The following is a 12,943-nucleotide window of genomic DNA, read 5'->3' as shown; positions in this document are numbered from 1 at the left end:
GCTCTTTGCCTGTTAACTGTCTTACTTTATCCTGAACAGCCGGGATACGGGAAGATCCACCAACCAGAAGTACCTGGCCAAGTTCAGATGCTGTGATACCTGCATCTGAAAGTGCACGACGTACCGGTTCTGCTGTCATTTCTACTAAGTCATGTGTTAATTCATCGAATTTAGCTCTTGTAAGGTTCATATCGAAGTGTTTCGGGCCTTCTGCTGTAGCTGTGATGAATGGCAGATTGATGTTTGTAGTTGTTGCGGAAGAAAGCTCTTTCTTTGCTTTCTCTGCAGCTTCTTTTAATCTCTGAAGTGCCATCTTATCATTGCTTAAGTCTACGCCTTCTGCTTTCTTAAACTCTGCAAGCATGTAATCTGTAACTTTCTGGTCGAAGTCATCACCACCAAGACGGTTGTTACCTGCTGTGGAAAGTACTTCGATAACGCCGTCACCGATTTCGATCACAGATACATCGAATGTACCGCCACCTAAATCGTATACCATAATCTTCTGTTCTTTTTCATTGTCAAGACCATATGCAAGAGCTGCTGCTGTTGGCTCGTTGATGATACGTTTTACATCAAGACCTGCGATTTTACCGGCATCTTTTGTTGCCTGACGCTGAGCATCATTGAAATATGCAGGAACTGTGATAACTGCTTCTGTAACTTTCTCACCAAGGTATCCTTCTGCATCTTTTTTCAGTTTCTGAAGAATCATAGCGGAAATTTCCTGTGGAGAATATTTCTTGTCGTCGATTGTTACACGATAGTCAGTACCCATCTCTCTTTTAATGGAAGAGATTGTTCTCTCTGCGTTTGTTACTGCCTGACGTTTTGCAGGTTCACCTACAAGACGTTCTCCTGTTTTTGTGAAAGCGACAACTGATGGTGTTGTTCTTGCGCCTTCTGTATTAGCAATAACTGTTGGCTGTCCGCCTTCCATTACGGCTACACAGCTGTTTGTTGTACCTAAGTCAATACCAATGATTTTTCCCATAATCTTGTTCCTCCTGTTTATTTTCAACTAGATTTGATATATTCTATATTTTCATGTAAATTAGTTGGCTACTTTTACCATACTGTGGCGGACTACGAAATCCTTGTAGGTGTAACCCTTCTGGAATTCTTCTACCACAATATTCTCACCAGCTTCTTCATCCTCCACATGCATTACTGCGTTGTGGAAGTTCGGATCAAATTCCTTACCCACTGCTTCAATCGGTTTCACGCCCAGCTCATCTAATGTGGTGATCAGCTGTTTGTAGATCATCTTCATGCCATCTGCAAAAGAATCTCCTTCAGGTGCCTGTGCAAGACCTCTCTCGAAGTTATCCACAACCGGAAGCATTTTCTCAACTATGTCCTTGGCTCCGATGATATACATACTGGATTTCTCTTTCTCCGTTCTCTTACGGAAGTTATCGAATTCAGCCATGTTTCGTTTCAGCCTGTCTGTAAGTTCTTCAATCTGCTGTTCAAATTTATCTTTTTCTTTTTTCTTCTTGCCGAAGAAAGAAGTTTTTGATTTGCTGTCTTTCTTGTCATCCTGGGAAGCTTCCTCGTCTCCGTCCTCTACCGGGATTTCCTCTGTTTCTGCTTCGCCGTTCTCTACAACTTCAGGTTCATTCTCAACAGTTTCTTCTGTTACCGGAGTATCTGTTGTCTCTTCTTCCTGAGCTGTGTTCTTTGTTTCTTCTGACACTCTCTATTACCGCCTTTCTAACTCTCTTTCTTAATCAGTTCGTCCAGCTGGACTTTCAAAGCCTTCAGGCTGTCAACTACGTTTGCATAATCCATACGCTTGGGACCGATGATACCGATGGTACCATGCATTCCTTTTCCAAGTTCGTAAGTGGCTGTGACTACACTGCAGTCTTTCATGGTCTGCACCGGCATCTCATCACCAATGTACACCTGAATTCCTGTGTTCTCGGTATCAGACATTCTCTCTTTCACCAGGTCTACCAGATCCTGCTTCTCTTCAAATGCTGAAATCAGCTCGCTCGCTTTGCTTGTGTCTGCAAGCTCCGGATACTTGAAAATGTTGGTTGCTCCTGAAGTATATATCTGCATATCGTCTTCGTCTACCTGGATGGTGTCTGCCACTGCATCAAGGACTGTGCCAACCACAGAGCCATGTACACCTGCCTGTTCTTTCAGGCGGGCAATCATTCCCAGGTTGATATCCTGAATGGGCACCCCATTTAAGTTGGTGTTAAGAAGAAGATTTAATTTCAGGATTGTCTGATCGTCCATCTCCTCATCCAGATTGATGATCTGGTTTCGGATGACATTGTTATCACTCACTACTACTGCCACAAGCTGAAGGGGTGTCACACGGGAAAGCTGGATGAATTTAATCTTGCTTCCGCTGTACTGTGGAACAGAGATCATTGTTGCATAGTTGGTATTGGAGGCCAGTACCTTTGCTACCTGCTTCAGCATTTTATCCAGTTTGTCAGTTTTCTCTATCATGAGATTCCTTGATTTCCTGAACCTCTGATTCCTTTTCTTTCATCAGCTCGTCTACGTAGAGGCGATAACCTTTATCAGAAGGAATTCTTCCGGCTGAGGTGTGGGGCTGTACGATATATCCCATATCTGTCAGGTCTGACATCTCATTCCGGATGGTGGCAGAGCTTACATTTAAATCTGCAAACTTGGAAATGGTCCGGGAACCCACCGGTTCGCCTGTTTCCATGTAGGTTTTGATGATGGCTTTTAGTATTTTCTTTTTACGATCATCTAATTCCTGATCCATGAAGTTCCACTCCTTTACTGCCTTTGTTTTTGGTTTGTTAGCACTCATGTTTTAGGAGTGCTAACACCTTATGCTCATAAGATAGCACTCTTGATTTGGTTTGTCAATATTATTTTGTGAATTTTTTGTTATTTCATAACAATATTATTTATTTGATTTGATGAAAAGAATGCTGTGAGAAATTGACTGTAACATCATTTTTTATCTCATATTACTTGTAACCTGTTCTGGAATTGACCATAAAAATATTTTTCCTGTTTCAGGTCATTCTTTTCCTGCCCTGGCCTTGACTGTAATTTTTCTTTTCCTATTTCAGGTCATTCTTTTCTTCTCATAGGCTTGACTGCAATTGTTATTTTCTTGTTTCAGGTCATTCTTTTCTTCTTATAGCCTTGACCGTAATTATCATTTTCTTGTTTCAGGTCATTCTTTTCTTCTCGCAGGCTTGACCGCAATTAGTATTTTCTTGTTTCAGGTCATTTGTTCTATTTATCAAGAGCGTCAAGGTTCTTTTTCAGGTCGATCATTTTATCACGTAGTTCGGCGGCCTGTTCAAAGTTGAGGTCTGCGGCTGCGGCGCGCATTTGTTTTTCTACCTGGGTGATAAGTTTGGTAAGTTCTTTGCGGGTCATGGACTCTGGGTCTTTCTGGAGTCGGACTTCGGTTTCGGCTACTGCTTTGGATACGGCGATGAGGTCGCGGACTGCTTTTTTGATAGTAGTCGGAGTGATTCCGTGTTCTTTGTTATAGGCTTCCTGGATGGTTCGGCGGCGGTTGGTTTCGGTGATGGCTTTGTGCATGGAATCGGTCATGTTGTCTGCGTACATGATTACATGGCCTTCACTGTTTCGGGCAGCTCGTCCGATGGTCTGGATGAGAGAGGTTTCGGAACGGAGGAAGCCTTCTTTGTCTGCATCCAGGATTGCTACCAAGGTGATTTCCGGGATGTCCAGGCCTTCTCGAAGGAGGTTGATTCCTACCAGTACATCAAAGACATCCAGACGCATATCACGGATAATGCGGGCACGTTCTAAGGTATCGATATCGGAATGGAGGTAACGGACTCGGATTCCTACTTCTTTCATATATTCTGTCAGGTCTTCTGCCATTCGTTTGGTGAGAGTGGTGATCAGTATTTTGTGTTTCTTTGACACTTCTTTGTTTACTTCCCCGATCAGGTCGTCAATCTGTCCTTCAATGGGGCGGACTTCTACTTTCGGATCCAGAAGTCCGGTTGGACGGATGATCTGTTCTGCACGGAGGAGTTCATGATCATACTCATATTGTCCCGGAGTGGCGGATACAAACATGACCTGATCCAGTTTGGATTCGAATTCTTCGAAGCTTAAGGGGCGGTTATCTTTGGCTGAAGGAAGCCGGAATCCGTAGTCTACCAGTGTCTGCTTCCTGCTCTGGTCACCGGCGTACATTCCTCCTACCTGAGGTACTGTGATATGAGATTCATCTATAATAAGTAAGAAGTCATCTCCAAAATAGTCCAGCAGTGTGTATGGCGGCTGTCCGGGCTTTAATCCTGACAGATGTCTGGAATAATTTTCGATTCCTGAACAGAATCCGGTTTCTTTCATCATTTCAATGTCGAAATTGGTGCGTTCTGAGATTCGCTGGGCTTCCAGAAGCTTGTCTTCGCTTTTGAAATACTCTACACGTTCTTTTAATTCTTCTTCTATTGCTACAGCTGCTCTCTGGATCTGTTCTGCTGGCACTACATAGTGGGATGCAGGGAAGATGCTGATATGAGAACGCTGGCATTTGATTTCTCCTGTCAGTACATCAATTTCTGAAATACGGTCGATCTCATCTCCGAAAAATTCTACTCTCACGGCTGTATCGGAGCTGTTGGCAGGAAAAATTTCCAGGGTATCTCCACGGACACGGAAGGTGCTTCGGTGGAAGTCCATCTCATTTCTGGTGTACTGAATGTCGATCAGCTCCCGGATTACCTCATCCCTGTCTTTGGTCATTCCCGGACGCAGGGAAATCATCATGTCAAAGAATTCCTGAGGGGAACCCAGTCCGTAGATACAGGAAACGGAGGAAATGACCACTACGTCTTTCCGCTCTGACATTGCGGCTGTGGCAGAGAGACGGAGTTTGTCAATCTCGTCATTGATGGAGGAGTCTTTGGCAATATAGGTGTCTGAAGACGGGACATAAGCCTCCGGCTGATAGTAGTCATAATAGGAGACAAAATATTCCACTGCGTTCTCAGGGAAGAATTCTTTCATCTCTCCGTAAAGCTGTGCCGCGAGAGTTTTGTTGTGGGCGAGGATGAGGGTTGGTTTATTTAGCTGGGCGATGACGTTCGCCATGGTAAATGTCTTGCCGGAACCGGTGACACCCAGTAAAGTTTCGAACTGGTTGCCTTCTTTAAAGCCTCTGACCAGACGTTCAATTGCCTGGGGCTGATCTCCAGTTGGCTTGTACTCGGAATGCAATTCAAAATGATCCATAATATTCTCCTGTTTTAATCAAATTTCACTTATCAAAAATTGAAATATGTTTAATATGGTTATATTTTCAGTATATCATCCCATATAAAAAAAGTACAGAGCAAGCGAATACCTGTTCTGTACTTTAACGTGTCGCGTTACTGTTCACTCTGGCTGCCTAAAACCGAACAAATAGTCTTCTCAACTTTTTCTGCATCAACAGGTTTTGCAATATGTCCGTTCATTCCTTTTGCCAGTGCCTTTTTTCTGTCTTCCTCAAAGGCATTGGCTGTCATGGCTATGATTGGAATAGTGGCTTTGTCTTTATCTGACAGTCCGCGGATCATCTCAGTTGCCCTGTAGCCGTCCATGTTCGGCATCTGGATATCCATAAGGATCAGGTCATAGGTGCCTGCCGGTTTCTGTTCTATCCTTGACACACACTGAACTCCATCCTCAACACGATCAACCATAAGTCCCATATCCTCCAGGATAAACTGTGCGATTTCCGCATTCAGATCATTATCCTCGGCAAGCAAAATATGTTTTCCGCTAATCCTGGTTTCATCCATATCTGAAAATTTTTCCGTAGCCCGTTCATAGTAACTCTTATCAGCAATCCTGTATTCCAGGGTAACTGTAAATTTACTTCCTTCTCCCTGCTTACTTTCTACTTCAATAGTTCCGTACATCATATCAATATACTTCTTTATGATCGGCATTCCCAGACCTGTTCCCGCAATCTTTCCGTCTGTTGTATTTCGTTCCCTGGCAAAAGCCTCAAAGAGAGATGGAAGGAATTCTTCGCTCATTCCGATACCTGTATCAATTACCTGAGTCCGTATCCGCACATAGTCTTTCCTGTCACAGTCAAGCTCTGTGATCCTTATGGTAACTCTTCCCCCTGAAGCTGTATATTTTACCGCATTACTGATCAGATTGAGGAAAATTTCCTTGTTCTTCGTCTCATCGCAGATTACGTGCTCATGCTTGACATCATATTCCATCTTAAGGTGAATACATTTTTTCTCCGCTTCCGCCTGGAAAATTTTGTAAATTCCCTGATAAATATCTCTGATCTTCACATAATCTTCATCCAGTTCCACCTTACCGCTTTCAATCCGGGCCATGTCCAGCACATTATTGATAATAGACAGAAGCAGATTTCCGGACTGTTCCATCTTCTCCTGATAATCCAGAAGTTTCGGATCAGTCAGTTCCCTTTTTATCAGCTCACTGTATCCCAGCAGGGCATTCATGGGTGTCCGGATATCGTGAGACATATTGAAAAGGAACTCTGATTTGGCGGCATTAGCCTTTTCTGCCTGAATCTTGGCTTTTCTCGCTTGTATCAGCAGATAAACTATAATCCATACAATAATCAAGACCACACTTACAAACCAAATGGAAACTACCCGCAGATTATCCTTTATGTATTCTGCCAGAGTAACCTTGCCCGGTGCGTTTTCATATACGTAAAACTGACTGGAAAGTCTGGAAGCAGGCAGAGTCTGAATGGTTTTGTTCAGGATATTCATTAATGTTGTGTTTTCCCTGGTGACCGCAAAGCAGGAAGCGCCGGATTTCGTAAGAAAAATACTGCGCATTTTGCTGTCCTCCAGTGTCTTTAATGACTGTCCTGCCTTCACAACAAAGCAGTCTGCCTCGCCACTTTGAACTGCTTTATCGGCCTCAGCAGATGAGTCGTATTCCTTTATTTTCCAGAATGGATAATTAAAAGAAATATACCACTTCCCCAGCAGGTTATTCCTGCTCACTGCTACTGTATTCTCTTTATTTTCATCAAACTTCTTAACACCGGTGAGTACTGCAACATTAATTTCAAAAACAGTATTTGACAATACAATATCATTCTGCTCAGCTTCATATGGATTCTGGTTCATATGAAAAATCATATCAATCCTGTTATCCTTTAATGCCTGCAGCTCTTTCTCCTGGGATTCAAAACCTGTCAGTTGAAATTCTATGGCTTGTTCACCCAGATAACCGGATACCAGACTAATATAATCGTTAATAATTCCTACCGGTTTCTCTGACTCCGTATCCACAAGGCTGATACCCACATCATTTTTCAGATATCCAATCCGGACCGCCCCATGCTGTTCCAGCCAGTTCTGTTCCTCATCCGTAAGAGTTTCAAGGGAATTTGCAGAGAGATACCTTTTATAAAGATCGTCTGTATAAAAAGGATTCTCCCTCTCTATCTTCTGCATTACCTGATCCAGCTCTTCTTTCAAATCCGGGCGTTTTTTGCTGACTGCAAAATAATTATAGGAGCTACCAATCAGAATAGCAGGAGAAATATCGTCTCTTTCCCACTGTGGAGATTCATTTAAAACAAATCCGTCAATTTCATGATTTTTCAATTTCTGACGAACATCATCTGCACCGGTAATATCAACCTGCTGCGTGTTCACTCCATGACTTTTCTCCCACTCATGGAACATTTCGGCAGGAAGTGCATTCGGCAGCATACCGATTCTTTTTCCATTTAATGTAGTCAGATCTGAAATGGAGATATCTGTATTAGAAGTATCCACATACAGGTAATATTTATCCTCTCCCATAGGCAATTCTGAAAAAAGCATGGAAGTGGAACGTTCCTCTGTATAGGAAATGCCTCCCAGCAGATCGATCTGTCCATTTTTCAGCATACTCATCAGTTCTGCCCAGCTTCCCTCCACATATTCATATTTCCATCCGGTATGCGCAGCTACTGCCTGCTGGTATTCGTAGCTGTAGCCTCTCCTCTGACCGTCTGCTCCTGTGGTATTATAAGTTCCTTCATACCAGCCTACTCTGACTGTTTTGGATTTTGCTTCCTCTGCTGATACAGGAAGGGGAAGCACGGTAATATATAAAATAAAGCATAATAAAATGCAGATATGTCTCTGTACATTTAACTTAAACTTTTTCATATAACTTTCTCCAAATGATTTTGTGTCTATCCGGTGAAGATATCTCAACAGATTATTGCCTTTTTCATTTACTTCACCCGGGTTATAGAAACGTGTAACATGCTTCTGCAGATATCATACCTTATTTTCCGTCATTGCAACAGCCCTATATTTATTTTTTATACCTATTTTTTCAGTTTTCAGATAATCTTTACTTGCCAAAATTCATGGGCTACGACAACCGAATTCGGACAAAATATATCGCAAAGTGGGGCGTGCAGATTGCGGGAATGATTTTTCAGACACGCTCTAATGTGTCGACATGTTAATTCCTGAAACAATCTTGCAGGATAATTCTTTTTATTTCAAGGCGGAGGAAAAAGATGTAGCAGTGGCATAATCATTTGTATGCGAGTCCCCACCCACTGCTTATTGCTTTTCGCAACCTCCGCAGGGGACTTACTTGATTCGGTTAAAGTTACTATTTATTTAAATTTCGTATACAGAAAAAAGCAGCCCACAGACCATGTATGAAGAAAATCTGTGAGCCACCTTTTCTTTTCATCTTAGATGATGTTTATCTTTTTTTATCTTTGAAACAATAAAGAAGAAATCGTACGGTTTTTACTTTTGTAAAACTGAAATGCATTATTTAATAAACTTAACTTCCGGATAAATAGCCTGCTTAGCGGCTTCTTTTCTCTCATTGAAGATAACCTTGTTTTCTTCAAACAGGTTGCGGCCCTGTGCATCGATAGATACGATCAGTGGACCAAATTCTTTTACTTTGTTGCACCATAAGGTCTCAGGCATTCCAAGCTCATCCCAGTGATGTTCTACGATCTTCTCAACCTCTGTTGCAGCTACTACTGCACAGCCAGCCGGGAATACACAGTGGATCGCACCAAATTCTTTGCATGCACGCTCTGTATTCGGTCCCATTCCGCCTTTTCCAACGATTACTCTTACACCTGTAAGCTTAGTAAATTCATACTCAAATTTCTCCATACGCATGGAGGTTGTCGGTCCAACGGAAACCATTTCATAGTCATCTTCTGTTCCCTCAATTTTACGAACGATTGGGCCAGCGTGGAAAATTGCTTTGTCCTTGATATCATATGGAAGTTCTCTTCCATACTCAACCAGACGGCGATGTGCCACATCACGGCAGGTCATCAGCTCTCCGTCCAGCCATACAATATCACCGATTTTGATGTCAGCCAGGTCTTCTTCACTGATTGGTGTAATAAGAACTTTTTTATCTCCTCTGATTTCGATCATGTTTTTTCCCTCCGATTATGCGTTGAATTTCCATGTGGAATGTGTATCACAGGTTACTGTAAGGTCAGAATTTACGGTCAGGTGACCACGGCGGTGTGACCAGCAGCCTACATTTACTGCTACACCGATTGTAGACGGATGACGGGCTGTATTCTCGATATTAACACCCATTACAGAATATTTTCCGCCCATTCCCTGCGGTCCAAGGCCGATTGCATTGATTCCGTCCTCCAGAAGCTTCTCCATTTTTGCTGCATTTGCATTGTCATTGTGAGAACCGATCGGACGCATAAGTGCTTTCTTGGAGTTGAGGGCTGCTGTCTCTACAGATGTTCCTACACCTACACCCACAAGAAGCGGAGGACAAGCATTCAGTCCGTAAGTTGTCATCTGATCAAGAACAAAATCGGTAACGCCTTCATATCCTGCACCTGGCATAAGTACCATTGCTTTTCCCGGAAGAGTACATCCGCCTCCTGCCATGTATGCGTAAATCTCACATTTATCACTGTTTGGAACGATGTCCCACCATACAGTCGGAGTTCCTTTTCCAACGTTTTTCTTGGTGTTGTACTCGTCAAAAGTTTCTACAGAGTTATGTCTTAATGGTGCTGCAAAAGTAGCCTGTACAACAGCTTCTTTCAAAAGGGCTTCCAGCTCGTTGATGTACGGGAAATTAGTTCCGCATTTCAGCCAGAACTGAAGAACTCCTGTGTCCTGGCAGCTTGGGCGGTTCAGCTCTACAGCCAGTCCCTGGTTCTTAGTCATTGTCTCATAAAGTACTTTTGGAAGTGCTGCGCTTTCCTGAGAACCAAGCTCTTCCAGTTTTGTTACTACGTCGTCCGGTAATTTTTTTCCAATGTGGGCAACAAAATCTGCTACCATGTCTGTTAATACTTTAACTCCATTTTCCTTAGTCATGATTTACCTCCTGATCATTCAATGGTTTAGGGTTGTTTGGCTTTTAATTTTGGGTTATTTATCTAAAGCAGCATGTTTTCTGCTTTATTTCTATTGATACATTTACATTAAGCGGAAAATCTTCCGTCTCATATGTTTTATCCTCTCACGGATAGAACGGGAACAGAACAGGCAAAAGGATCATACAGATCACGAAGGATACCAGAATCAACGGTAAACCTGATTTCACGTAATCCTTGAATTTATATCCTCCAAGTCCTACTACCATAGTGTTTGCAGGCATTCCAATCGGTGTTGCATATGCACAGGAGCCTGCGATAACAGTTGCGATAACAACAGCTCTCGGATCCGCACCAAGGTTGTTTGCCAGAGAAACTGCAATTGGGATCATCAGTGCGGTTGTGGCTGTGTTTGACATGAAGTTTGTCAGTGCACAGGTTACAATGAATATTACCAGAAGAAGCACAATCGGGTTCGGGTCTGCACCCAGAAGTCCTACGATCTTATCTGCTATCAGTTCACCGGCACCTGTTGTGTCCAGGGCTTTGGCAAGTGTAAGAGATCCTCCAAAAAGGAATACTACTTTCAGATCAATGGAAGCCAGTGCTTCTTTTTCTGAAAGAACTCCAACCAGCACCAGAATGATTGCTCCGATGCATGCAGAAATCTCAATGCTGACTCCGATCTGTTTCTCAAAAATCATTGCAAGAATCACAAGTATCAGAACTATCAGTGAAACAGTCTGTTTCCATTTCGGTACATCACTGAAATCTTTCTGTTTTTCAACAGTTGCCCCTACAGCCCCTTTTCCATCCGGAAGAAATCTGTATCCAATGAAAACGAAGTAGATAATTCCTACCAGAAGCATCGGGACTCCCACCGGTGCATACATGAAAAAGCTTGTGGAAAGCCCCATTTCCTGAAGTGCGTTTACACCCATCAGGTTTCCGGGTGCACCGATGATGGAAAGATTCCCGCCAAGCGCTGCTGCAAATACCAGTGGCATCAAAAGGCGGCTTCTTGAATAGCCGGATTCATCAGCGATTCCACAGACTACAGGGATCAGCACTGCTGCTGTACCTGTGTTTGATAAGAATCCGGACATCACACCTACGATTACCATGATTGCAATAATCAATGTTCTTTCTGTTCTGGCAAATCTGGTGACCAGACCTCCGATTTTATTTGCCATTCCTGTTTCAAATAGTGCCTGGCCTACTACAAACATGCCAACACAAAGGATTACGTTACTGTTTACATACTGTGAAAACGTTGTAGATACATCCACTACTCCGGTGAGTGTCAATCCGATTGCACAGATCGAAGCTGTAAGCCCAAGTGGTATCTTTTCGAGGATGAAACTAATGATCGTAAACACAAGAAATAACAGTGTGATTGTTTGTTGAGACATTTTATTGATCTCCTTTCACTTTTTCTCTGTGATTTCGTTTTTTATTTTGCTCTTCGCTTTTGTCTTACTTATCCGTCTTTTTTATTAATCTCTCTTGAAAGGTACCGGCCGTGCACGTTTCCTTTGATGAGTTTATTATAAATCATGCACGTATAAAAAAACAAATTAATGGGTTGCATATCCCCATAAAAAATTTTTATAATCTCAATTTTAGCAGGTTTTTTTTATGCAATATTACTATATTAAAAAAAACTTTAGAAATAAATATGGAAATTATGATAGGTATATGGTATTTTTTATTTGAAGATAACTTAAAGCAGTTTCAGAAAATACTGCAATTGCTATAGAAATGACATATAGAACGAACTTAGAGGTATTTACTTATGACACTTAACCAACTCCGTTACTTTTGCACAGCAAGCCGCTGCCACAGTATCACCAAGGCAGCCGAGGAATTATACGTTACTCAGCCCACTGTGTCCGTTGCTATCCGCGACCTGGAAATTGAATTCGGCATCAGCCTTTTCTATAGGAAGGGAAACCGACTGATTCTTACCGAAGAAGGCGAAGAGCTTTATAACAAAGCTACCTACATTCTTCAGTACTGCACCGAGCTTCAGGCAGATTACTCCAGTATGGCGAGAGTAAAGCCCCCTCTTCGTATCGGAATTCCGCCTATGCTGAGCACCGTCTTTTTTCCTGAGCTTCTCATCGCATTTCATGACCAATATCCGGAAATCGCTGTTGTTCTGGAGGAATATGGCTCTGTCCGTGCCTGCAATCTGGTACAGGACGACACTCTGGATCTGGCTCTGGTAAATATGGAACAGTATAATATTGATAAGTTTAACAAGGCTCTCCTTGCCAACGACCAGGTTGTTTTTTGTGTAAGTGATGACCACCGACTGGCAGACAAAGAAGTGGTTACCACAAAAGAAATGTCTAAAGAATCTTTAATCTTTTTCAATGCTGATTCCGTACAGAACCAGTTGTTGAAAACACGTTTCGAAATGGACGGTTACATTCCGGATATCGTCATGCGCAGCAGCCAGATTTATACGATTTTGCAGCTAGTAAAGACCTGTAAATATGGAAGTTTTCTCTATTCCAGCATGACCGACAGATTTGCCTCTTCCGGCATAAAAGGAATTCCCCTCAGTCCACCCATCCGCATAAAGATCGGAATGATATGGAAAAAGGG

General features: G+C 42.5%; 8 protein-coding genes and 3 pseudogenes. 2 read left to right on the top strand and 9 right to left on the bottom strand.

All coding sequences use genetic code 11. The annotated features are described in order from the left end of the window. The 6 genes and pseudogenes from AC075J_RS13240 to AC075J_RS13215 form a co-directional block, all read right to left on the bottom strand. A partial coding sequence (locus AC075J_RS13240) for an Hsp70 family protein (RefSeq protein WP_476390405.1) occupies positions 1 to 994 on the bottom strand: 994 nt, incomplete at its 3' end. Positions 995 to 1,054: 60 nt separating this feature from the next. After that, on the bottom strand, positions 1,055 to 1,699 hold the full coding sequence (gene grpE, locus AC075J_RS13235; protein ID WP_022381213.1) for a nucleotide exchange factor GrpE: 645 nt from the start codon (positions 1,697 to 1,699) through the stop codon (positions 1,055 to 1,057). A gap of 17 nt (positions 1,700 to 1,716) precedes the next feature. After that, a pseudogene (gene hrcA, locus AC075J_RS13230) lies at positions 1,717 to 2,758 on the bottom strand (heat-inducible transcriptional repressor HrcA). A gap of 485 nt (positions 2,759 to 3,243) precedes the next feature. Then, positions 3,244 to 5,232, bottom strand: coding sequence for an excinuclease ABC subunit UvrB (gene uvrB, locus AC075J_RS13225; RefSeq protein ID WP_161234008.1), 1,989 nt, complete (start codon positions 5,230 to 5,232; stop codon positions 3,244 to 3,246). A 137-nt stretch (positions 5,233 to 5,369) separates the two neighbouring features. Continuing rightward, complete coding sequence (locus AC075J_RS13220) at positions 5,370 to 8,150, bottom strand: transporter substrate-binding domain-containing protein (RefSeq protein WP_271728640.1); 2,781 nt, start codon at positions 8,148 to 8,150, stop codon at positions 5,370 to 5,372. Between the two features lie 179 nt (positions 8,151 to 8,329). Beyond that, positions 8,330 to 8,398, bottom strand: a pseudogene (locus AC075J_RS13215) (hypothetical protein); the annotation flags it as partial. Between AC075J_RS13215 and AC075J_RS13210 the strand changes: the two are divergent. Then, positions 8,372 to 8,458, top strand: a pseudogene (locus AC075J_RS13210) (DUF6783 domain-containing protein); the annotation flags it as partial. The pseudogenes AC075J_RS13215 and AC075J_RS13210 sit on opposite strands and share 27 nt — an antisense overlap. Before the next feature lie 319 nt (positions 8,459 to 8,777). Here AC075J_RS13210 and ttdB read toward each other — a convergent pair. The 3 genes from ttdB to AC075J_RS13195 all read right to left on the bottom strand — a co-directional run bounded on the left by ttdB (position 8,778) and on the right by AC075J_RS13195 (position 11,742). Further along, complete coding sequence (gene ttdB / locus AC075J_RS13205; protein WP_008707382.1) at positions 8,778 to 9,410, bottom strand: L(+)-tartrate dehydratase subunit beta; 633 nt, start codon at positions 9,408 to 9,410, stop codon at positions 8,778 to 8,780. 15 nt (positions 9,411 to 9,425) lie between these two features. Further along, positions 9,426 to 10,331: a L(+)-tartrate dehydratase subunit alpha gene (gene ttdA / locus AC075J_RS13200; protein WP_008707380.1), complete on the bottom strand. Its 906-nt coding sequence runs from the start codon at positions 10,329 to 10,331 to the stop codon at positions 9,426 to 9,428. A 145-nt stretch (positions 10,332 to 10,476) separates the two neighbouring features. After that, on the bottom strand, positions 10,477 to 11,742 hold the full coding sequence (locus AC075J_RS13195) for an SLC13 family permease (RefSeq protein WP_118329999.1): 1,266 nt from the start codon (positions 11,740 to 11,742) through the stop codon (positions 10,477 to 10,479). Between the two features lie 383 nt (positions 11,743 to 12,125). Between AC075J_RS13195 and AC075J_RS13190 the strand changes: the two genes are divergently transcribed. Continuing rightward, a partial coding sequence (locus AC075J_RS13190) for a LysR family transcriptional regulator (RefSeq protein ID WP_476390404.1) occupies positions 12,126 to 12,943 on the top strand: 818 nt, incomplete at its 3' end.

It is taken from the genome of Blautia sp. ZXY-1-C6 (assembly GCF_056339875.1).
This window is presented reverse-complemented; position numbering and strand designations above follow the sequence as displayed.

Excerpts from the sequence above, each read along its gene's own strand:
- ttdB (WP_008707382.1), bottom strand. The coding sequence starts at position 9,410 with ATGATCGAAATCAGAGGAGATAAAAAAGTTCTTATTACACCAATCAGT.
- AC075J_RS13220 (WP_271728640.1), bottom strand. The coding sequence starts at position 8,150 with ATGAAAAAGTTTAAGTTAAATGTACAGAGACATATCTGCATTTTATTA.
- uvrB (WP_161234008.1), bottom strand. The coding sequence starts at position 5,232 with ATGGATCATTTTGAATTGCATTCCGAGTACAAGCCAACTGGAGATCAG.
- ttdA (WP_008707380.1), bottom strand. The coding sequence starts at position 10,331 with ATGACTAAGGAAAATGGAGTTAAAGTATTAACAGACATGGTAGCAGAT.
- AC075J_RS13195 (WP_118329999.1), bottom strand. The coding sequence starts at position 11,742 with ATGTCTCAACAAACAATCACACTGTTATTTCTTGTGTTTACGATCATT.